General features: G+C 60.6%; 23 protein-coding genes. All 23 read right to left on the bottom strand.

Going from position 1 to position 22,439, the window contains the following annotated elements; translation table 11 throughout:
* Positions 1–3 precede the first annotated feature (3 nt).
* A complete protein-coding gene (gene nuoL / locus OUZ52_RS10865) occupies positions 4–2,034 on the bottom strand; it encodes an NADH-quinone oxidoreductase subunit L (RefSeq protein WP_266158407.1) in 2,031 nt (676 codons plus the stop codon).
* A 267-nt stretch (positions 2,035–2,301) separates the two neighbouring features.
* Positions 2,302–2,607, bottom strand: coding sequence for an NADH-quinone oxidoreductase subunit NuoK (nuoK, locus tag OUZ52_RS10870; RefSeq protein ID WP_266158408.1), 306 nt, complete (start codon positions 2,605–2,607; stop codon positions 2,302–2,304).
* A complete protein-coding gene (locus OUZ52_RS10875; RefSeq protein ID WP_266158409.1) occupies positions 2,604–3,263 on the bottom strand; it encodes an NADH-quinone oxidoreductase subunit J in 660 nt (219 codons plus the stop codon). Before OUZ52_RS10875 ends, nuoK begins: the two co-directional genes overlap by 4 nt.
* A gap of 12 nt (positions 3,264–3,275) precedes the next feature.
* On the bottom strand, positions 3,276–3,767 hold the full coding sequence (nuoI, locus tag OUZ52_RS10880) for an NADH-quinone oxidoreductase subunit NuoI (RefSeq protein WP_266158410.1): 492 nt from the start codon (positions 3,765–3,767) through the stop codon (positions 3,276–3,278).
* Positions 3,768–3,772: 5 nt separating this feature from the next.
* A complete protein-coding gene (gene nuoH, locus OUZ52_RS10885; protein ID WP_266158411.1) occupies positions 3,773–4,825 on the bottom strand; it encodes an NADH-quinone oxidoreductase subunit NuoH in 1,053 nt (350 codons plus the stop codon).
* A gap of 4 nt (positions 4,826–4,829) precedes the next feature.
* Positions 4,830–7,157: an NADH-quinone oxidoreductase subunit NuoG gene (gene nuoG / locus OUZ52_RS10890; protein ID WP_266158412.1), complete on the bottom strand. Its 2,328-nt coding sequence runs from the start codon at positions 7,155–7,157 to the stop codon at positions 4,830–4,832.
* Positions 7,154–8,479 (bottom strand): NADH-quinone oxidoreductase subunit NuoF, encoded by a 1,326-nt coding sequence (gene nuoF / locus OUZ52_RS10895; RefSeq protein ID WP_266158414.1) that lies wholly within the window; start codon positions 8,477–8,479, stop codon positions 7,154–7,156. Before nuoF ends, nuoG begins: the two co-directional genes overlap by 4 nt.
* Positions 8,480–8,487: 8 nt before the next feature.
* Positions 8,488–9,015 carry an NADH-quinone oxidoreductase subunit NuoE gene (nuoE, locus tag OUZ52_RS10900; RefSeq protein WP_266158415.1) on the bottom strand — a complete coding sequence of 176 codons (528 nt, stop codon included), beginning with the start codon at positions 9,013–9,015 and terminating at the stop codon, positions 8,488–8,490.
* A 19-nt stretch (positions 9,016–9,034) separates the two neighbouring features.
* Entirely contained in the window at positions 9,035–10,288 is a 1,254-nt protein-coding gene (locus tag OUZ52_RS10905; RefSeq protein WP_266158416.1) for an NADH-quinone oxidoreductase subunit D, read from the bottom strand.
* 2 nt (positions 10,289–10,290) lie between these two features.
* Positions 10,291–11,019, bottom strand: a complete 729-nt coding sequence (locus tag OUZ52_RS10910) for an NADH-quinone oxidoreductase subunit C (protein ID WP_266158417.1) — start codon at positions 11,017–11,019, stop codon at positions 10,291–10,293.
* An 11-nt stretch (positions 11,020–11,030) separates the two neighbouring features.
* Positions 11,031–11,588 carry a NuoB/complex I 20 kDa subunit family protein gene (locus tag OUZ52_RS10915; RefSeq protein WP_266158418.1) on the bottom strand — a complete coding sequence of 186 codons (558 nt, stop codon included), beginning with the start codon at positions 11,586–11,588 and terminating at the stop codon, positions 11,031–11,033.
* Positions 11,579–11,935, bottom strand: a complete 357-nt coding sequence (locus OUZ52_RS10920) for an NADH-quinone oxidoreductase subunit A (protein ID WP_266158432.1) — start codon at positions 11,933–11,935, stop codon at positions 11,579–11,581. Before OUZ52_RS10920 ends, OUZ52_RS10915 begins: the two co-directional genes overlap by 10 nt.
* 253 nt (positions 11,936–12,188) lie before the next feature.
* Positions 12,189–12,545, bottom strand: a complete 357-nt coding sequence (locus tag OUZ52_RS10925) for a PilZ domain-containing protein (RefSeq protein ID WP_266158419.1) — start codon at positions 12,543–12,545, stop codon at positions 12,189–12,191.
* Positions 12,546–12,701: 156 nt separating this feature from the next.
* The gene (locus OUZ52_RS10930) at positions 12,702–13,634 is read right to left on the bottom strand and encodes a PIG-L deacetylase family protein (protein WP_266158420.1); all 933 of its coding nucleotides are present in this window, start codon (positions 13,632–13,634) and stop codon (positions 12,702–12,704) included.
* Positions 13,635–13,692: 58 nt separating this feature from the next.
* Entirely contained in the window at positions 13,693–14,628 is a 936-nt protein-coding gene (gene holB / locus OUZ52_RS10935; RefSeq protein WP_266158421.1) for a DNA polymerase III subunit delta', read from the bottom strand.
* Positions 14,625–15,266: a dTMP kinase gene (gene tmk, locus OUZ52_RS10940; RefSeq protein ID WP_266158422.1), complete on the bottom strand. Its 642-nt coding sequence runs from the start codon at positions 15,264–15,266 to the stop codon at positions 14,625–14,627. Before tmk ends, holB begins: the two co-directional genes overlap by 4 nt.
* Positions 15,263–16,300, bottom strand: a complete 1,038-nt coding sequence (gene mltG / locus OUZ52_RS10945; RefSeq protein WP_266158424.1) for an endolytic transglycosylase MltG — start codon at positions 16,298–16,300, stop codon at positions 15,263–15,265. The genes tmk and mltG overlap by 4 nt, the downstream gene beginning before the upstream one ends.
* On the bottom strand, positions 16,297–17,127 hold the full coding sequence (pabC, locus tag OUZ52_RS10950; protein WP_266158425.1) for an aminodeoxychorismate lyase: 831 nt from the start codon (positions 17,125–17,127) through the stop codon (positions 16,297–16,299). The genes mltG and pabC overlap by 4 nt, the downstream gene beginning before the upstream one ends.
* Positions 17,127–18,479 (bottom strand): aminodeoxychorismate synthase component I, encoded by a 1,353-nt coding sequence (locus tag OUZ52_RS10955; protein WP_266158426.1) that lies wholly within the window; start codon positions 18,477–18,479, stop codon positions 17,127–17,129. Before OUZ52_RS10955 ends, pabC begins: the two co-directional genes overlap by 1 nt.
* Before the next feature lie 7 nt (positions 18,480–18,486).
* Positions 18,487–19,725 carry a beta-ketoacyl-ACP synthase II gene (fabF, locus tag OUZ52_RS10960; RefSeq protein WP_266158427.1) on the bottom strand — a complete coding sequence of 413 codons (1,239 nt, stop codon included), beginning with the start codon at positions 19,723–19,725 and terminating at the stop codon, positions 18,487–18,489.
* A 204-nt stretch (positions 19,726–19,929) separates the two neighbouring features.
* Complete coding sequence (gene acpP / locus OUZ52_RS10965; RefSeq protein ID WP_266158428.1) at positions 19,930–20,172, bottom strand: acyl carrier protein; 243 nt, start codon at positions 20,170–20,172, stop codon at positions 19,930–19,932.
* 200 nt (positions 20,173–20,372) lie between these two features.
* Positions 20,373–21,956, bottom strand: coding sequence for an ArnT family glycosyltransferase (locus OUZ52_RS10970; RefSeq protein WP_266158429.1), 1,584 nt, complete (start codon positions 21,954–21,956; stop codon positions 20,373–20,375).
* A 100-nt stretch (positions 21,957–22,056) separates the two neighbouring features.
* A partial coding sequence (locus OUZ52_RS10975) for an SDR family oxidoreductase (RefSeq protein WP_266158430.1) occupies positions 22,057–22,439 on the bottom strand: 383 nt, incomplete at its 5' end.

Raw genomic sequence — 22,439 nt, forward strand, 5'->3', positions numbered from 1 at the left:
CCCTTATTGCCCGACCAGCCAATACCCGCCAAGCAGCAGGATCAGGCCGAGAATCATCGCGAATGCATAGTGATAGAGGTAACCGGACTGCAAGCGACGCACACCACTGGCGATCCGTTGAATCAGGCTTGCCGAACCATTGACCAGCACGCCGTCAATCACTGAAGCATCACCGCCCTTCCACAGCGCACGGCCAAGCATCACACCGCCTTTGGCAAACACGGCGTAGTACACATCGTCGATCCAGTACTTGCGATCAAGCATGGTCCACAGCGGCTTGAGCGCACCCTTGATCTTGTCGGCTACCGACGGATTGAACAGATAGATATAGGTGGTGATGGCGAAGGCCGCAGCCACGAGCCAGAACGGCGGTTGTCCGAAACCATGCAACGCCATCGCGAGCGAGCCATGGAACTCTTCGCCCAGCTTGCCCAGCACGTTATGGATTTCATGCACCTGGATTGCATTGCCGAACCAGCTGCCGTACAGCATCGGCTGGATCGCAAAATAACCGATCAGCAGCGAAGGGATGGCCAGCAAGATCAACGGCAGCGTCACTACCCACGGCGATTCTTTCGGCGCGTGGTGCAACACGCCCGGCTCATGATGATCTTCATCATGGTGGTCATCGTGATGACCATGGCCATGCTGGTCGACCACCTTGAAACGCTCCTTGCCGTGGAAGGTCAGATACATCTGGCGGAACGTGTAGGTGGCGGTCACGAAAGCACCGGCCAGCACGCAGAAGTAAGCGTATCCGGCACCCCAACGATGCGATTCGCCTACCGCCTCGATGATCGCGTCCTTGGAGTAAAAGCCCGCAAAGAACGGCACGCCGCACAGCGCCAGCGAACCGATCCACATGGTGATCCAGGTAATCGGCATGTATTTGCGCAAGCCGCCCATGTAGCGCATGTCCTGCTCATGGTGCATGGCGATAATCACCGAGCCCGCACCGAGGAACAGCAAGGCCTTGAAGAAGGCGTGAGTCATCAGATGGAACACGGCGCCGGCATAAGCCGAAGCACCGAGCGCCACGGTCATATAACCCAGCTGCGACAAGGTGGAATAAGCCACGACACGCTTGATGTCGTTCTGCACGATGCCGATCAGGCCGGTGAACAAGGCACCGGTCGCGCCGATAATCATCACGAAGCTGAGCGCGCCCTCCGACAGCTCGAAGATCGGCGACATGCGCGCGACCATGAAGATGCCGGCGGTAACCATCGTCGCTGCATGGATCAGCGCCGAAATCGGGGTCGGGCCTTCCATCGAGTCCGGCAGCCAGACATGCAACGGCACCTGCGCCGATTTACCCATGGCACCGATGAACAACAGGATGCCAATGACCGTAGCGGCATCCCATTGCACGGTCGAGGTGATCTGCAATTTTTGCCCGAGCAGTGTGTGTGCATCGTTGAATGCAGTGGCGTAATCCAGCGTGTGCAGGAAAAACAGCACCGCGGCAATGCCAAGCAAAAAGCCGAAGTCGCCGACGCGATTGACCAGGAACGCCTTGAGGTTGGCATAGATTGCCGTCGGCTTTTTGTACCAGAAGCCGATCAGCAGGTACGACACCAGGCCCACCGCTTCCCAGCCGAAAAACAGCTGCATGAAGTTGTTGCTCATCACCAGCATCAACATCGAGAAGGTGAACAGCGAGATATAGCTGAAGAAACGCTGGTAGCCCGGATCGTCCTTCATGTAGCCGATGGTGTAGATATGCACCAGCAACGAGACGAAGGTCACCACCACCATCATCATCGCGGTGAGGCGATCGATCAAAAAGCCGACGCTGGCACTGAACTTGCCAATTTCGAACCAGGTATAGAGGTTGTGGTTGTAATTTACCGCCGCGCCCGTGGTGAGCTGATACAGCACGTAAAACGACAGCCCGCAGGAAATCGCCACACCGAGAATGGTCGCACTATGCGAACCGGCGCGGCCGAGAAAACGGCCCAGGAAGCCGGCCAATACGCAGCCGACCAGCGGCGCCAGCGCGATGGTCAGCAGAATGGAGGTAGAAAGTTCCATCAGGGCATGTCCTCGTATGCGCAATGGGTCGCGCCGGGATCTGTTTGCTCGCGGAGCAAGGGAGAACGAAGAAGTGTATGTCGATACACGACTGAGTGATGACGCAGCTCCGAGGGCAAACAGACCCGGCCCGGAGGGTTGCTTACCCATGGCCGCCATGCGGCAGCGCGTGACTTGACCATGGAACCACCATGGCCCGCATCATGCACTACCACCTGACGGCCATGGGTGGGCAACGCGGCCCATTGCGTATACGAGGTCATGCCCCTAACCCTTCATGCTGTCGATTTGCGCGATATTGATCGTGCTGCGATTACGGAACAGCAGCACCAGGATCGCCAGGCCAATCGCGGTTTCCGCGGCGGCTACGGTAAGAATGAAGAACACGAACACCTGCCCTGCCGGATCGCCGTGAAAGCGCGAGAACGCTACAAAGTTGATGTTCACCGCAAGCAGCATCAACTCGATCGACATCAACAGCACGATGACGTTTTTGCGATTGATGAACAAGCTGGCGACGGCGATGCAAAACAACACCGCACCCAGCACGATGAAATGCGCGAGCGTAATCATGGTTTGGTCTCCTCCGGCGACACGGGAGCGGGCTGCACCGAGGCCGGATACTCCGTAGTCATCTTGATCAGGCGCACACGGTCACGCGGATTGATGCTGACCTGCTGGCTAGCCGTCTGGTGACGCACACCGCCACGCTGACGCAAGGTCAACACGACCGCAGCCACCACGCCCACGGTAAGAATCAGCGCAGCGATCTCAAACGGCAGCAGAAACTGCGTATACAGCGCATGACCCAGCCATTCCGTATTGGACACGCCTTGCGCGGCGGCCGGGTTCACACCCATGGTATGCGTATGCATGGCGCGCACGCCGATCAGCGCCAGCATTTCGCCGAGCATGACCAGGGCTACGATGATGCCGACCGGCAGATAGCGAATAAACCCTTCGCGGACTTTCTCCTGTTCGATGTCGAGCATCATCACCACGAACAGGAACAGCACCATCACCGCACCGACGTAGACCACGATCAGCGCGATAGCGAGAAACTCGGCCTCGGCCAGCAACCAGATGCAGGCGGTACTGAAAAACGTCAGTACCAGCGACAGCACAGCATGCACCGTATTGCGCAAGCTGATGACGCCCAAAGCCGCACCGACGGTAACCGCACCGAAGGCGTAAAAACAGATAAGTTGGAACAGCTGCGGATCAATCATGATTCATGGGCCTCAGCGATACGCCGCGTCTTGAGTGCGCGCGGCGGCGATGTCGTGCTCGAAGCGGTCGCCAATGGCAAGCAACTGCGGCTTGGTCACAATGTTTTCACCGCGATGTTCAAAGTGATACTCGTGCACATGGGTTTCCACGATCGAGTCGACCGGGCAGCTCTCTTCGCAAAAACCGCAGAAGATGCACTTGAACAAATCGATGTCGTAGCGCGTGGTACGGCGCTGGCCGTCGCTTTCGCGCGGCGCCGAATCGATGGTGATCGCCAATGCCGGGCACACTGCCTCGCACAACTTGCAGGCGATGCAACGCTCTTCACCATTCGCATACCGGCGCAGCGCATGCAGGCCACGGAAACGGTTGGACTTAGGAATGTGCTCCATCGGGTAGCGCATCGTGTACTTCGGCTTGAACATGTAGCGCATGGTCAAGACCATGCCCTTGACCAGCTCGATCAGTAGCAGACTTTTAAAATAGTGAGTGATGCGGGACATAGTCTTCAGCCTCCCGTGCCGATGCTGACCCAGCCGAAATACTTCATGCAGCCGGCGACGAGAACCCATGCGATAGCGATGGGAATAAATATTTTCCAGCCCAGACGCATGATCTGGTCATAGCGGTAGCGCGGGAAACTGGCGCGGAACCATAGGAACAAGAAAGCGAAGATAAAGGCCTTGATGAACAGCCAGATGAAGCCACCGGTCCAGATCCAGTTGACCCACGGAGACACATCAGCGTGAATCACGCCTTGCAATGGGCTCATCCAGCCGCCGAGGAACAGGATCGGCGCCAGGAAGCTGATCAGGATCATGTTGGCGTATTCGGCCAAGAAGAAGATCGCGAACGCCGAACCCGAATATTCCACGTGGAAACCGGCGACGATTTCCGACTCGCCCTCCGCCACGTCAAATGGTGCGCGGTTGGTTTCCGCCACACCGGAGATGAAATAAATCACGAACACCGGCAGCAGCGGCAGCCAGAACCAGTCGAAGACGCCCTTGCTACCCGTCTGTGCATGCACGATGTCGGTCAGGTTCAACGAACCCGCCAGCACCAACACACAAACCAGGCACAGGCCCATCGCCAATTCGTACGAGATCACCTGCGCCGCCGAGCGCATGGCGCCAAGCAACGCGTAACGCGAGTTGGATGCCCAGCCAGCGAGGATGATGCCGTATACACCCAGCGAGGTCATCGCCAGCAGATACAGCAAGCCGGCATTGACGTTCGCCAGCACCATCTTTTCGCTGAACGGAATCACCGCCCAAGCCGCCAGCGCGGGAATCAGCGCAAGCAACGGTGCCAGGTAATAAAGGAAACGGTTCGCCTTGGTCGGCAGCACCACTTCCTTGAACAACAACTTGAAAACGTCGGCAAAGGCTTGCAGCAAGCCTAGCGGACCGATTTTGTTCGGCCCCATGCGCACGTGCATCCAGCCGATGACCTTGCGCTCCCAGTACACAAACATCGCTACCGCGATAATCAGCGGCAGCGCGATGCACGCGATGTAGAAGATCGGCACCAGCAACTGATTGAAGATCTGTTCGCCCATGTGCTTATGCCTTGCTCAGGGTGATGGCTGCGCCATAAGGCGGCAGCGTGGCAGTCAGGTCGTGCGCGGCTTCGATCCACACCGCGCCATCCGGCACCGACGCGTCAATGACTACCGGCAATACCGTTTCGGCGATGCGTGCCTGCCCGGCTTCCACCAGCCCTTGCCGCTGGGCTTCGGCAGCATTCAAGCGCAGCGCGGCCGGACGGTTGAGCGGATGCTCACCCAGTGCCTTGGCCCGACGCAGCACTGCATCTGTGCGATAAATCGGCCAGGTCGCCAGGCGGCTCAAACCAGTTACCGGGGTGCGTGCAGCCAGGCCCGAAAGCGGCGCGGAGGCGCGCTCGACGATGCCTGCACGCAAGCCGGCGAGGTCATCGAACTCAAAGCCAGCAAACTTCAGCTGGCCACCTAGTGCTCGCAGCACCTTCCAGCCAGGGCGAGCCTGACCTGGCGCCGAAGCACCGGCAGCGACGTTTTGCAGCATGCCATCCACGTTCACCAGGCTGGCGTCGTTCTCGGGCAGCAGCGCGATCGGCAAGATCACATCCGCCACTTCGCGCAACGCAGCGCTGGCGTAGGCGCTAAACGCCACCACGTGCTCGGCGCCCTTCAAGGCCTTCAAGGCTGCAGCGCCATCGGCAAAATCATGCGGCGGCTCAACGCCGAACAACACATAGGCTTTGCGTGGCTGTGCCAGCATCGCTTGCGCATCCAGACCACCCTGGCCTGGGATAGCACCGACACGGGCCAGGCCCAGCGCGTTCGCGCCCACCGGCAGTTCGTTATAGCCAGCGCCGGTCGCCTCAGCGATAAAGCGAGCGATGGCACGCAACCAGGAAGCCTGCGGATGGGTAACTGCGGCCTCGCCCAGCACGACGACGGCACGGCCCGACTTGAGCGCCGTCACGGCTACCCGAACCTCGTCGGTGGCCTGCACATTAGCCAGCGCATCGGCAAGCAAAGCCGGCACCGTCACACCCGTTTCTGCAGCGGCTTTCGCCAGCACCAGCAGGGCATCGACCAGATGCTGCGGCGCCACCACGGTTTCGTGGGCGAGCGGGTAGTTGAAATCGAAATAGGCAGGGTTGACCGCAAAAACTTTAGCGCCCTTCTTCACCGCCTGATGCACGCGGTGATTCAGCAGCGGCAGCTCGTGGCGCAAGTCAGAGCCCACCAGCAAGGCAACACTGACATGGTCCAACTCGGCTACCGGCAGGGTGAACGCTTGCGCGGTTGCGTTATCGGCAAAGTCGAGCTGACGCAGACGATGATCGATGTGCGTGCTGCCCAGGCCACGTGCAAGACGGGCGAGCAGATCGCCCTCTTCATTCGAGGTCGCCGGATGCAGCAGCAGGCCTAGCTCGTTGCCCGGCACCTTTTTCAGTGCTTCGGCGGCCACATTCAGCGCATCTTCCCAGGTCGTCTCTTGCCACTGGCCTTGGCGCTTCACTTGCGGCGTGCTGACACGATCCGCGGCATACAGACCTTGATGGCTATAACGGTCACGGTCCGACAACCAGCATTCGTTGACCGCCTCGTTGTCGCGCGGCACGGTGCGCAGCACTTCGCCGCGGCGCGAATGCAGCCACAGATTGGAGCCAAGCGCATCGTGGTAGCCGATCGACGGCTTGGCGATCAGCTCCCAGGCGCGGGCCTGGAACTGGAACGGCTTGTTGGTCAGCGCCCCGACCGGGCAGACATCGATGATATTGCCCGACAGTTCGGTCTCGATCGTCTTGCCGATATAGGTGCCGATCTGCAAATTGTCACCGCGGCTCAAACCACCCAGCTCGTAGGTGCCGGCGATCTCACTGGTAAAGCGCACACAACGGGTGCACTGAATGCAGCGGGTCATCTCGGTAGCCACCAACGGCCCGATGTTTTCATCGGTAATGGTGCGCTTGCGTTCGGTATAGCGCGACACGCTGCGGCCATAGCCCAGCGCCACGTCTTGCAGCTCGCACTCGCCGCCCTGATCGCAGATCGGGCAGTCGAGCGGATGATTGATCAGCAGAAACTCCATCACGTCGCGCTGATACTTCAGCGCAATACCGGAACGGGTCTGTACCTTCATGCCTTCGGCCACCGGGGTCGCGCAGGCGGGCTGTGGCTTGGGCATGGGTTTGCCACCCATTTCCACCTCGACCAGGCACATGCGGCAATTCGCGGCGATCGGCAGTTTGCGGTGATAGCAGAAACGCGGAATCGCCACACCGATGGCGTCAGCCGCCTCGATGATCATGGCGCCTTTGCGGATCTGCGTCGGCTTGCCGTCGATCTCGATATTCAGCAGATCGGGGGCGGTCTGGTTGGCGGGCTGCGCACTCATGAGGCGACTCCACGGCTTGATTCAAGTACGGGATCGTCGACTATCGAGCGGCCGTTCTCGATGTAGTACTCGAATTCGTGCCAGAACTGACGCAGAAAACCCTGTACCGGCCATGCGGCCGCTTCACCGAACGCGCAAATGGTATGGCCTTCGATCTGACCAGCAATCGCCTTGAGGCGGTGCAAGTCGTCCATGGTGCCGTTCCCTTCGACGATGCGATCCAGCACGCGGTGCATCCAGCCGGTGCCTTCGCGGCACGGCGTGCATTGACCGCAAGATTCTTTATGGAAGAACTGTGAGATGCGGCGAGTGAAACGCACCGTGCACACACTGTCGTCGAGCACCACGATGGCGCCCGAACCGAGACCCGTCTTGAGGTCGCGCAGCGTGTCGTAGTCCATCGGCAAGCCTTTCAGCTGCTCGGCGGTCAGTACCGGCATCGAGACACCGCCAGGCACTGCGCCCTTTAGCGTGCGGCCTGGACGCAGGCCACCGGCCATCTCCAGCAATTCGTCGAACGTGGTGCCGAGCGGCACTTCGAAGTTGCCGCCTTTTTGCACGCAACCGGATACCGAAAACACTTTCGGGCCGCCGTTCTTGGTCTTGCTCTGAGCCAGGAACCAGTCGGCGCCCTTGCGTAAAATCGACGGCACCGAAGCATAGGTCTCGGTGTTGTTGATCGTGCTTGGCTTGCCGTACAAACCAAAATTGGCCGGGAACGGCGGCTTGAAGCGCGGCTGCCCCTTCTTGCCTTCCAGCGATTCCATCAAGGCGGTTTCTTCGCCGCAGATGTAAGCGCCGGCGCCGAGCGCGCCATAGATATCGATATCGAGGCCGGTGCCCTGAATGTTCTTGCCGAGCAGGCCGGCTGCGTAAGCCTCCTTCAGTGCCTCTTCGAAGTGCTCGAAAGGCTCATGATGGAACTCGCCACGCAGGTAGTTGTACGCCACGCTGGAACCGGTGCAATAGCAGGCAATCGCCATGCCTTCGATCACCGCGTGCGGGTTGTAGCGCAGAATGTCGCGGTCTTTGCAGGTACCTGGCTCGGACTCGTCCGAGTTGCACAGGATGTACTTCTGCATATTGCCCTTGGGCATGAAGGACCACTTCAAGCCGGTGGGAAAGCCAGCGCCGCCGCGGCCACGCAGATTGCTCTTCTTGATTTCGTCGATCAGCGTGGTCGGATCGGGCTTCTCGGCGAGGATTTTCTTCCACGCTTCATAGCCACCGATCTGGGTATAGCTGTCCATCGCCCACGGCTTTTCGAAATGCAGCGTGGTAAAGACGACTTGATGTTCTTGGGGTGCGGGTCCGAATGCCATGTCTAGCCTCACTTCAGACCGTCGAGAATCTCGTCGATCTTTTCGACCGAGAGACGCTCGTGGTAATGCCCGTTAACGGTCATCGCCGGCGCGCCTGAGCACGCAGCGATGCATTCTTCTTCGCGCTTGAGATAAACACGACCATCCGGTGTGCTCTCGCCCAGTTTTACGCCAAGCTTTTTCTCACAATGCCGCACCAGATCCTCGGCGCCGTTGAGCCAGCAGGAGATATTGGTGCAGATCGCCACGTTGTTGCGGCCGACCGGCTTGGTTTCCAGCATCGAATAGAAGCTGGCAACCTCGTAGGCCCACACGGCTGGCAGATCGAGATATTTGGCGACAGCGGTGATCAGCTCGTCGGTAAGGAAGCCCTGGTTCTGCTCTTGCGCGGCGAACAATGCCTGGATGACGGCAGAACGCTTGCGATCGGGCGGAAACTTCGCCACCCACTCATCAATATGATGGCGGGTGTGCTCGGTGAGAGCGATAAGCGGGTCAACATTCTTGACCTGCTCGTATTGTCCGGTGGCTTTCATGTGTATTTATCCTCCGGGCTCAGCGATCGACTTCGCCGAACACGAGGTCATAGGTGCCGATCATCGCGACCACGTCGGCCAGCATGTGACCGCGCACGATGGGATCCATCGACGACAGATGCGCAAAACCCGGTGCGCGCAGATGCACGCGGAACGGCTTGTTCGCACCATCGGAAATCAGATAGCAGCCGAACTCGCCCTTGGGCGCTTCGACCGCAGCGTAGGTTTCACCGGCCGGCACGCCGTAGCCTTCGGTGAACAATTTGAAGTGGTGAATGAGCGCTTCCATGTCCTCCTTCATTTCCTCGCGCGACGGCGGCGAGACCTTGAAGTTTTTCAGCATCACCGGGCCGGAATTGACGCGCAGCCAATCCACACACTGCTTGATGATGCGATTGGACTGGCGCATTTCTTCGACGCGCACCAGATAACGGTCGTAGCAATCGCCATTGACACCCACCGGGATATCGAAATCCATCTCGGCGTACTTCGCGTATGGCTGCTTTTTGCGCAGATCCCAGGCGATGCCCGAGCCTCGCAGCATCGCACCGGTCATGCCCCATTGCTGGGCCAGCTCAGGCGAGATCACGCCGATGCCGACGGTGCGCTGCTTCCAGATACGGTTATGGGTCAGCAACTCTTCGTATTCATCCACGCGCTTGGGGAAATCAGCGGTGAAGGCGTCGAGGAAGTCCAGCATGGAGCCTTCGCGCCAGCTGTTCAGGCGCTTGAGATCGTTGCCCTTGTGCCACGGCGATTCGCGGTACTGCGACATCTGTGCCGGCAGATCGCGATAGACGCCGCCAGGACGGTAGTAAGTGGCGTGCATGCGAGCGCCAGACACGGCCTCATAGACGTCCATCAACTCTTCGCGTTCACGGAACGCATAGAGAAATACCGCCATGGCGCCCAGATCGAGTGCGTTCGAGCCGATCCACATCAGGTGATTCAGGATGCGGGTGATCTCGTCGAACATGGTGCGGATGTACTGCGCACGCTCGGGCGCCTCGATCCCCATCAGGTTCTCGATCGCCTTCACATAAGCGTGTTCGTTGCACATCATCGACACGTAATCGAGGCGATCCATGTAGCCGATCGACTGATTGAACGGCTTGGACTCGGCCAGCTTCTCGGTGCCGCGATGAAGCAGGCCGACGTGCGGGTCGGCCCGAACAATGGTCTCGCCGTCCATCTCCAGCACCAGGCGCAAGACGCCGTGGGCCGCGGGATGCTGCGGACCGAAGTTCATCGTGTAATTGCGAATTTCCTGCATGCTCAATTCTCCCGCCAGTTGTCGGCGGCTTCGGCCTTGGCCTGCATCAGGTCGGCGTTATCGCGGATGACCCGCGGCACCAGCACGCGCGGCTCGATGGACACGGGCTCGTACACCACGCGTTTTTGCTCGGCGTCGTAACGCACTTCGACGTTGCCGATCAACGGGAAATCTTTGCGGAACGGATGCCCCACAAAGCCGTAGTCGGTCAGGATGCGGCGCAGATCCGGATGGCCTTCGAAAATGATTCCGTAAAGATCGAATGCCTCGCGCTCGAACCAGTTGGCACCCGGCCAGATGGTGGTCAGCGACGGCACCACCGGCAGCGAATCGTCTTCGCAGAAAACCCGTAGCCGGATGCGCTGGTTGTGTTCGATCGAGAGCAAATGGATGACTGCGGCGAAACGACGCGGCTGGGTGACGTCACGCGGACGGTCGGACCATTTGAAACGACCCATGGCCTCGCCTTCCACACCGCGCGAAAAGCCGGTGCCGGAAACGGTCTCGGTATCCCATTCGGTCTGGCCATAGCCGAGATAGTCGACGCCGCAGACGTCGACCAGCTCGCTGAAACGAAACGGCGCTTCGTCGCGCAGTGCGGTCGCCACGGCGATCAGGTCGGCGGCGGGTAGCTCGGCCGTGATCTCGTTACGGGCAATGCTGACGGTCAGCGTGCCGCCGAATCGCGCGGATAAACGCTCGGCCAGCGAGGACGATAAGGTATCGGTCATACGTTGACCCTTCAGGAACGCGCGATGGTGCTGGTGCGGCGGATTTTCTTCTGCAACTGCAAAATGCCGTGGATCAACGCTTCGGCCGTAGGCGGGCAGCCCGGCACGTAGATGTCCACCGGCACGATGCGGTCGCAACCACGCACCACAGAATAGGAATAGTGATAGTAGCCGCCGCCATTGGCACAGCTGCCCATCGAGATCACCCACTTGGGATCGGGCATCTGGTCATAGACCTTGCGCAACGCCGGGGCCATCTTGTTGACCAGGGTACCGGCCACGATCATCACGTCGGACTGACGCGGACTGGGGCGAAAGATCACGCCGTAGCGGTCCAGGTCCAGACGCGCCGCGCCGGCGTGCATCATCTCGACCGCGCAACAGGCCAGGCCGAAGGTCATCGGCCACATCGAACCGGTACGTGCCCAGTTCACCAGCGCATCGACTGTAGTGACGGCAGCACCGCGCTGAATGATCGGGTTGTCGCCGGCCGGCCGCAGAATGTCGTCGACCAGGTTCAACGGCTGCGGGTTATGCATCACCCGATCGAGGGACGAGATCACTCCCATTCCAGTGCTCCCTTTTTCCACACGTAAGCGAAACCGATCACCAAGAGCAGCAGGAACAGCGCCATTTCAATCAGCGCGATCAGGCCGATCTGCTTGAACACCACCGCCCACGGAAACAGGAAGGCGATTTCCAGATCGAAAATGATGAACAAGATGGCGAGCAGGTAGTAACGCACGTCAAAGCGCATGCGCGCGTCTTCGAACGCCTCGAAACCACACTCATAAGGCGAGAGCTTGTGCGCCTCGGGCTTACGCGGCCCCGCCAGCAAACCAATCGCCAGCAGCGCCAAGCCCAGGCCAGTGGCGACGCCGATAAACAACAAGATGGGCCAATATTCGGCAAGCACGGTGGAACGTACCTCCGCGCCGTCAAGGCGCATCAGTGACCGTCGGGGAACGGTCCGGGCAACTTGAGTTCGGTAGGCCGGTTAAGGCCATGGGCTGTCCAGCCACGATCGCCGCATACAAGCCACGAGCGTCCGACTTTCCACGATCGAATTCGGGAATCTCGTCATTGTATCAGTGCTCATAACAACAACAAGCCTGTTGTAGACACTAAAGTCCTACAAGATGAGATCGATTCGCAGGCGGACGCGGCTATTACATCGTGTGCGTGGGCCGTTCCAGGCCGACCATGCCGGCCAGCATGTTTTCGATGCGGATACGTGCCGCCTCGCCATCGGAGGAGTCACTGAACTGCACACCGATACCCGCCGTGCGGTTGCCCTGCGCACCTATCGGTGAAATCCACACGACTTTGCCGGCTACCGACAGGCGCTCGCCCTCGTCGGTGAAATTGACTAGCAGCACCACTTCGTCCCCCACTGCGTACCGCTGGGCGGTCGGGGTGAACAAGCCGCCGGATTTGAGAAACGGCATATAGGCGTTATAGAGCGCCGCCGTATCTTTGATCTTCAGCGACAAAATGCCCTGGCGGGCGTTGACGACGGGATTCATGCGTTGCCCCCAAGCAAGCATCGAAATATGGCTGTCATCCTAGCGCACGCCTTCGCCTCGCGCTGCGATGAATTTCACGGCGAACGGCTTAAAGCACAAAACCCAGCGTGGCAAGCAAGAAAGCGCGAAAGGTGGCTCTGCGCCCCTGGAGCTGGTCTAAAGCTCGCGCCAACCCCAATGGTCAAAAATCCACGGCGACGGCAGGTCGAGTTGCAGCTTGATGAATAGCGGCCCCCGCCGATCTGTACCGGATGGCAAGGACAACATGTAAAGGCCGGCGTTATCACGATTCAGCGGGGCATCGCGCCAACGCCAGTCACGGACCCCGCCCGGCCCGGCCAAAGTCAGCCGCAGCCGAGGCATCAGCAATGGCGATGGTCGCCACGGCAACAGCCATCGCGTGCCCATCCCCTGTCGAGGCTCGATGCGCTCGTACCATTCCTCACCGCCAGCCCATTGCCTCATGCGGGTCGCGCTGAGCGCCATCTGGCTATGGTGTTCCGCCACAGCGGCCAGCTTCACAGATCGCTGCTTGACGGTTACGTCGACATGAATCCGCTCGCCGGGATGCTCAGCAGGGCCTCCATGCACCCAATAGATGAGTAGATTCGAGGCCTGGCCGCTCTCAGCTAGCGCCAGACGCACCAGCACGTGGGCGGCGCCGTGATCCGGATGGCGATCGCCCAGCGCCGGCAGCGTCATCATATTGGGCCGATACCGATGTATTTGCTGGGCCATGGCCGCCACGGTCCGCGCAAAATCCTGCCGCAAAGAGGCCGTGATGCCCATATCCGGCCAGCCGAAGGCGTGTAGCGCGGCCGCCGGGACATCAAGCGTGCGCAGCGCCTGCACCACCTCTTGCCGACGGCGACGCCCCCAGCGCTCACGCTCCGCGGCGCCGATCCACAGCCGCCGCTCCAGCCAACGTTGTGGCCAGGGATTATTGTCGCCATCGGTCAACAGCAGAATGCGCACCTCGCCGCCGGCTTCACGCACCTGCTGAATCAGGCCACCCGCGCCTATCGTTTCATCGTCGGGGTGCGGCGCGATCACCAATAAACGGGTTTGCGGACTCAAGCTCAGCGGCATATCGGCGCCTCGACCGGAACACGCGACGGCAACAGGGGCTTGATGGCGGTGCCGTACATCAACGCCAGCGCGCGAGCAGTTCCAGCAAAAGAAGGTCGCCACGCAAGGGACCGCGCAAAGCATCACGGGTACGGTTGGCCGCCATATACCAATCGCCCAGTGCTTCGCTGTTCAAGGCACTGCTCAACGGCCCGGGGCAAGCCGCGGCTTGTGCCTTGGCTTCATCGGCCGCTGCCTGCGCCGCGAACCACAGGCGCTGCTCCGGCTCGTTATCCAACCAGCGCCGCACCACTTCCATCGCTTCGCCGCGTCCCGCGGCCAAGGCGGCCAGGTCTTTACGCACCTCTTGCCGGCGCGCGAGTGCGCCCTGCTCGCCCCAGGCCCGAGCCAGGCCTGGATTGCCGCCCGCGGCAGCCAGTGCGCCCGGCGCATCCTTAACCCCTTCGGCCTGCAACCAGGCCAGCGCATCGGCCGGCGCAGGCAACACGAATTCAATCCGCTGGCAGCGACTGCGAATGGTTTGCGGCAACCGCCATGGCGCATCGGCCACCAGCAATAACAGGGTTTGAGCCGAGGGCTCTTCCAGGGTTTTCAGCAATGCATTCGCGGCAGCAGCATTCATGGCGTCCGCCGGATCGATCGTCACCACTTGCCAGCCGCCGAACTGGCTGGACATGGACAATCGCGCCGATAATTCGCGAATCTGGTCGACCACGATTTCACTGCGCTGCACACCATCTTTGCGCAGCCCGAAACTCAGCGAGACATAATCCGGGTGCGTGCCAGCGGCAAACAGCAGGCAGCTACGGCATGCTCCACAGGCTTCGCCATCGACAGACTGCGAGCACAACAGGCCGCGCACAAAACGTTGCAGGAAATCGCGTTTGCCCAGACCGGCCGGCCCCACCAACAGCAAGGCATGCGGCATGGCATCACGCTGACGACGCGCCTGCAATCGCGCCCAATGTTCGGCGTGCCAGGGCAACGCACTCACTGCGCGTGCTCCACCATGAAGGGCGCAAGCGCCGCAAGCGCCGATTGCAGCACCTCAGCCACCGGCTGGCTGGCATCGATCACTCTAAAGCGCAACGGCTCAGCCGCCGCACGCGCACGATAAACCGAACGCACACGTTCGAAAAAAGCATCGGTTTCGACCTCGATCCGATCCGCTTCACCACGACCGGCGGCACGCGCACGCCCGGTCGAAACGGGCAAGTCCAGCAACAAGGTCAGGTCAGGCCTGAGTCCGTCGGTAGCCCATCGCTCCAGCTCGGCGATACGCTCCAGCGGCTGACCGCGCCCGCCGCCTTGATAGGCATAGCTGGCATCGGTAAAACGGTCGCACAGCACCCATTGCCCGGCAGCCAGCGCCGGCTCGATCACTTCGCGCACCAATTGAGCGCGAGAGGCAAACATCAGCAGCAATTCGGTCTCCGCGGCCATGCCGCGTTGTGCAGGGTCGAGCACAATGGCACGCGCAGCTTCACCCAGTGGCGTACCGCCCGGCTCACGCGTCTGCACCAACGACACGCGCTGTGCCGTGATGTGTTCGCGCAAGCCGGCAAGCAAGGTGCTCTTGCCAGCCCCCTCGCCACCTTCCAGCGAGATGAATTTTCCGCGTATCAAGCTCATTGGCAGCGCTTCAATTGATAACAGGCGACATGGCGATTGTGTTCCTCCAGCGTGCGCGAGAACACATGACCACCATCGCCCCGGGCAACAAAATACAGCTCATCACCCGCCGCCGGATGCATGGCAGCCCATAGCGCCGGCTTGCCCGGCAAGGCGATCGGCGTCGGCGGCAAGCCAGTGCGGGTGTAAGTGTTGTACGGCGTATCAGTGGTGAGGTCAGAGCGGTGAATATTGCCCGCATAGCGATCGCCCATGCCATAGATCACCGTGGGGTCGGTCTGCAGCAACATATGCATATTCAAGCGCCGTATAAAGACACCGGCAATTCGCGCACGCTCGTCGGCGCGGCCGGTTTCCTTCTCGACGATCGAGGCAAGAATCAGTGCGTCATACGGCGTAGCCAGCGGCAGGCTCTTATCGCGCTCGGGCCACAAACTATCCAGCGTCTTACTCATCGCGGCATGAGCCCGCTTGAGGATATCCAGATCGCTGTCGCCTTTGACATAGGCGTAGGTCTCCGGCAGAAACCGCCCTTCAGCGGCCTCGCCAGGCGCACCGATTTTCTGCATCAGCGCCTCCTCATCCAGATCAGCGCCGTCCTGGCGCAGATGCTCGGCCTGGGTCAGTGCCTGGCGCAGGTCACGAACACTCCAGCCATCGACAATGGTGAAATTGCGCTGCAGCACTTTGCCAGCCGTCATATTCGCGATCAGGTCGCGCGGCGTCATGCCGCTATTGAGGGCATATTCACCCGCGTGGAGCTTGCCGACCGCGTGCATCTGCTCGGCGAGCAAGCGCCAATACAGCGGCGAGGCCGCGCTCAGCCCACGCTCGCGCAGCATGCGCACGATGTCCTTGAGGCTGTTGCCGCGGGCCACGTCGATACTCTCATTCGCCGTCGTCACATTGAGCGGCGTACGAGCAAAGCGGGCAAAATCAAACCAGCCGTAAACCACGCCAGCGGCGATAGCCAACAACGCCAGCAGCACCATGATGCGCCACGGCGCCCGCCCGTAGATCTTGTTGCGACTCATGCCAACTCCATCGGAAACCCCAGCGCATGCCAATGTTGCTGCATAGCATGGGCGACCGGGCCAGGCAGGAACGTTTTATCGTCCAACGCCCGAACCGGCAGCATGCCGCGCACACTGGAGCTGAGAAATAGCTCGCTAGCCTGCCACAGTTCGCTTAGCGACAGATCGCGAACCTGAACTTCACGTATCGCCAACACTTCGGCACGAGCCACCCCGCTCACCCCGCAGCGCTCCAACGCCGGGGTCACCAGCGCACCATCGATCACTGCGAACAGATTGGCCATGATCGCCGAAACCACCCGCCCGTCCCCATCGCATAGCAAGCCTTCGGCGATGGCCGGGTCGCTCCATTCAGCCCGCGCCAACACCTGCTCCAGCCGATTCAGGTGCTTGATACCCGCCAACTGAGGCTGCATCGACAAACGCGTTTCGCAAAGCCGCATCCGCAAACCGTGCCGATAAACATCCACGCTCAATGCAGGCATCGGAAAAGCCGCGACGATACGCGTCGGACGAGCTGTCGCCGGCAAGGCATAGCCACGCTCACCCACGCCGCGTGTGATGGTCATGCGCACAATCGCCTGCGGCAAACCATGTAGCACAGCCTGTGCCTCTTGCCATAGACATTCGGGCTCAGGGCAAGGCAGGCGTAGCCGTGCACAACTGTCTTGCAGGCGGCGCATATGACGCGGCCATAGCGGCGCCTTCTGATCGACGAAGCGAATCGTTTCAAACAAGCCGTCGCCGTAAGTCAGGCCGCGATCCTGCGGATCGATCGCCCCCTCCGGCTGACCATTGACCAGGATGCGGCACGCTAGCGACGGCATCAGCCAGCGACGCCTAACGCGCGCAGCAGGCCACGCGCCTTGGCCCGGGTTTCATCCAGCTCTTTTTCGGCTACCGAGTCGGCGACGATACCGGCGCCGGCTCGAAGCGTGACCGTGTCGCCGGCCAGAGTCAGGGTACGAATCAAGATATTCAGATCCAGATCGCCGTTACGGTCCAGATAACCCAGCGCCCCGGTGTAGGCACCGCGGGGGGCGTCTTCCAAGGCGGCAATGATTTCCATGCAGCGCACCTTGGGACAGCCGGTAATGGTTCCGCCAGGAAACGTGGCCGCGATGACTTGCCCCGGCGTCACGCCATCGCGCAATTGTCCTTTGACGTTTGAAACGATGTGGTGCACGTGGGTATAGCTTTCCACCACCATCAGCTCATCGACGACGATGCTACCTGGCATGCATACACGACCCAGATCGTTACGCTCCAGATCGATCAGCATGACGTGCTCGGCGCGCTCCTTCGGGTGCGCACTCAATTCACGAATCCGCGCCAGGTCGTCATCGCCCGCTATCCGCGGACGCGTACCGGCAATCGGTCGCGTTTGCGCCATGCCACGCCGCACCTCAACCAATCGCTCCGGCGAGGAGCTGGCGATCGACCACAGCGGTTGTTGCAGAAGACCGGCAAAGGGCGCTGGATTCGCCTGTCGCAGCGCGGCGTAGAGCGATGCCGCCGCCGGTGCCTGTACATAGTGCGCGTGCCAGGCACGCGACAGATTCACCTGGAAAATATCGCCAGCATGCAAATGCTCGTGAATACGGGCAACGCCATCGAGAAACCGCGACGGTACGTCTTCATTCAAAGCATCCACGGCCGGCAACGGCTGGCTCGCCCATGCCACGGCAAGATCGGCCTCAAGTAGCTCGAGCAAGGCCTCTTGGCCGGCCTCCACAATCAACACCGTTTGCTCACGCTGATGATCGACAATGACCGCCGCCGGACAACGCAGCGCCAATGCGGTAGGTATGTGTTGTGGCGGGCGCAACTGTAAGCGCGATTCGATCTCGCCTGCCAATTCGTAAGCCAGCAGCAACACCCAGCCACCGTGAAAAGGCAGGCCATCGTCATACGGATCATGGGGCAAGCGCTCGGCCTGCCAGGCGCTGTCCAATGCCTCGAGAAAGGAGCCCGTCAGCAGACAGCCCTGCCCGTCAAGCAGATGGCCATCGGCATGCAGCGTCAAACTGTTTTGCGGAAAGGCAAACAGGATATCGAAGCGAGCCTGCGGCGTTCCGCGCACCACGCTTTCGAGCAGGCACGGATAGCGTGCTGGAAACATAGCGGCCGGCGCGAGTAAATCGCGCCGGCCGGGTAGCGTACGGACAAGGCTGGACATGCGCCGCTCAGATGCGACGGAAGACCAGGGTGCCGTTGGTGCCGCCAAAGCCGAACGAGTTGGAAACCGCCACGTCGATCTTGGCCTCCCGTGCGGTGTGCGGCACGAAGTCCAGATCGCAACCTTCGCCTGGTTCATCCAGGTTGATGGTCGGCGGCATGACTTGGTCACGCAAAGCGAGGATCGAGAAAATCGCCTCGATACCGCCGGCAGCGCCGAGCAAATGACCGGTAACCGACTTGGTCGAGCTCATCGCCAGCTTGTAGGCATGATCGCCAAACACCCGCTTGGCGGCGAGCACTTCACCGAGGTCGCCCAGCGGGGTCGAGGTGCCGTGCGCGTTGATGTATTGCACATCGGTGGGATTGATCCCGCCGTCACGCAACGCGTTTTCCATGCAACGTGCCGCGCCTTCGCCACCCTCGCTCGGTGCAGTGATGTGATAAGCATCGCCACTCATGCCGAAACCGGACAGCTCAGCGTAAATGCGCGCGCCACGTGCCTTGGCATGCTCGTATTCCTCCAGCACCAACACACCGGCGCCATCGGACAAGACGAAACCGTCACGATCCTTATCCCACGGACGGCTCGCCTTGGTCGGCTCATTGTTGCGAGTGGACATGGCCTTGGCCGAGCAGAAGCCCGCCATCGCCGTACCGGTCGTAGCGAACTCGGCACCACCAGCCAACATGACATCAGCGTCGCCGTACTGAATCATCCGCGCGCCCAGGCCGATGTTGTGCGCGGCGGTGGTGCACGCGGTAACACAGGCAATGTTGGGGCCCTTCAGGCCGAACATGATCGAAAGATGGCCCGACACCATGTTGATGATCGAGCTTGGTACGAAGAACGGCGACACCCGACGAGGGCCCTTGTCGTGCAGCTCGATCGCGGTGTGCTCGATGGTGTGCAAACCGCCAATACCCGCAGCTACCGCCACGCCGATGCGCGGAGCATTCGCTTCAGTCACTTCCAGCCCGGAATCGCGCAAAGCCTGAGTACCCGCAGCGATACCATAATGGATGAACGGATCCATCTTCTTGATATCTTTCGCCGCCATCCATTGCCCCGGCTCGAAACCACGCACCTGACCCGCAATGCGAGTGGCATAGGCGGTGGCATCGAAATGGGTGACCTCGCCGATGCCGCTGACGCCTTTGAGAATGTTCTCCCAGGCACTGGCAATGTCGTTACCGACCGGCGAAATGATGCCTAGACCGGTCACTACCACACGTCGTTTGCTCATGCTGTTCTTCCTTCATAGTTCCGTGGAGCTGCCGCGATGGCAGTCGTTCCACGTCTGTCGCGGCCACGTCATCATGCTTTGTGCGGCTCGTATCCTGCGAACCATACGGGGTCGGACGTTGCGAAATGCAGAAACGAAAACTGCGCCATAGCGGCGCAGCTTTCGGTATCGATGGGTAATGAGCACCAGCTCACTACGGATCGATCATGCCTTCTCGGTGTGAGCCTTGATGTAATCGACAGCCTGCTGCACCGTGGTGATCTTCTCGGCTTCTTCGTCGGGGATCTCGCACTCGAACTCTTCTTCGAGAGCCATCACCAGCTCAACGGTATCCAGCGAGTCAGCGCCCAGATCATCCACGAACGAGGCGTTCGCCGTGACATCATCTTCTTTCACGCCCAACTGCTCGACGACGATTTTCTTAACGCGTTCTTCGATGGTGCTCATGTTGCCAATACCTCCCAAGGGGAAAATTGCTTATCTACGCCGGTCTGTGTCCGGCAAGGCCGGCGGATTGTAATGGCTAAGCGCTGAGGCCGCCACGGTCCTGGTTAAGCGCAGGCACCTGGCCAACGCGAAAGGGTAATTGTCGCCTAAAAAGTGGCCGCTGGCGATAACCCGCAGAAACATGCCCTGTTTGGCCTGCCTTATTCGGTGCGAACCGGGGTTATCGGCCAGGTCGCCGCTGGACGCAAGCCAGCCCAGCCACGGGCAACGCGGATGCCATCCTGCAGATCCGCAGGCGCCGTGCTACGAGAGGACCATACGAGCAGAAAGCCATCCGGATGCTGCTGCGCCCACTGCAAGGGGTCGCCTGCCGTAGGCAACGGCTCCGGCAAACGTGCAAAAAACGTGATCAAGCCGGGCTCATCGCCGACGCGCGCCAGCGGCACGCCCTGCTGACGCAGGCTAGCGACACGCTGCGCAAGACCACGTACATCCATGGCGCCAAGCAACTGCATGTGCAACATAGGTAATAACGCCATGATCAGCAGCAGCGCCGTCAGCGCGACCCGCTGCTCCGGCGACGCCTTTCGGCGAAACAACACGATAACCGCCCACACCAGCAGCATCGCCGCCAGCAAGAACAGGCCGGCTGTCGTCTTATGACCCAGCGGATAAGCCCAGGTGTCGCCTGGGCGCACGATAGTCCACACCAGCAGACACGCAACCAGCATCACCATCGATAACAATCGTCGCGGCGATAACAATGACGCCTCGACTCGCAACATCGCCCCAAGCAACAAGGCCACACCCGGAAACAACGGCAGCAAATAATGCAGCTGTTTACCGCTGATGAAGCAGAAACCAAGCAACGCCGGTAACGAGGCGGACAAACCGAATCGGCCCGCGACCGTATGCAGCGCCCCGGATACCGCGCTGCGCACACGCGTCCAGCGCAGCACCAAAGGCCAAGGCAGCAGGATCAGCGGCAGCCAGATCAAATACCACCAGAACGCCCGATTGTGGGCAAAGCTATCGACCACACGACCGGCGGTCTGGGTTACCAGCAATTCCTTCGCCCCGACACCGCCCCAGTGATGCACAGCGGCCAGCGCCCACAACAGCACTGGCAGCCCCGCCAGCAACACCGTCAGCAACAACACCCCGAGCTGCCGCCAAGTCGGCCGCGCGGCCTGAGGCATCCACCATCGCGACAACAACACGGGGCCCGCAAGGTGCAGCAGCATGACGGGCCCCTTGGTCAGCATGCCCAGGCCAGCGGCCAAGTACAGCAAGGCCAACGCCCAGCCATCCCCGCCCGACAACCATCGAATAAGGGCGAGAAAAGCCAGCAACACAAAGAAACACAAGGCGATGTCGAACATCACCACGCCGGAAAACAGCAAAAAATAGAAAAACCCGAACAGCAACCATGGCGCCTGCCGCGCCTCAGCGCCGGCGAGATGCCGCTCAATAAGCGTTATCAAACCGATGCAGCCGGCAGCAAACAGCACCGTCATGGCACGTGCCGCCCAGAACGAAACGCCAAACAGACTCCAGCCCAGATTCAACAGCCAGAAGAGCAGCGGCGGCTTATCAAAATAAGGAAAGCCATTGAGATGCAGGGCGATCAAATCACCACTCTGACGCATCTCCCAGGCGATACTGAGATAGCGCGTCTCATCGACCGGCACTGGCGGCAAAATGCCTAGCAGCGGCAGCAACAACAAGATGGCCAGCCAAGGGGGGATATCCAGGCGGGCACGCGAGTGAACCGGGGCGTTCATGCGCAAATTTTCAACAGCGGTCCTTAGGCCGCTCTTAGCCACAGATGGCGTAATTGTTACCGCAGCCGGCCGCCCGACGGCGACCGGCCCGGCCACTGCACTACGGCATGTACATGCCGCCGTTGACGTGCAAGGTTTCACCGGTGATATAGGTTGCCGATGGCGACGCCAGGAAAGCAACTGCCTTGGCGATATCTGTCGCCTCGCCCAACCGGCCCAGCGCTATCTGGCCGAGCAACGCCTGCTTCGACTCTTCCGGTAAAGAGCGCGTCATGTCGGTATCGATAAACCCTGGCGCGACCACGTTCACCGTAATGCCGCGACTGCCGATCTCGCGCGCCAGCGACTTGGAGAAAGCAATGATGCCGGCCTTCGCCGCGGCGTAATTGGACTGCCCCGGATTGCCGGTCAAACCGATCACTGAGGCACTCGAAATAATGCGCCCTTTGCGCGCCTTCATCATCCCGCGCATGACCGCCTTGG

The sequence above is a fragment of the Dyella silvatica genome (assembly GCF_026283955.1).
In the GTDB taxonomy this organism is placed as follows: Bacteria; Pseudomonadota; Gammaproteobacteria; order Xanthomonadales; family Rhodanobacteraceae; genus Dyella_C; species Dyella_C silvatica.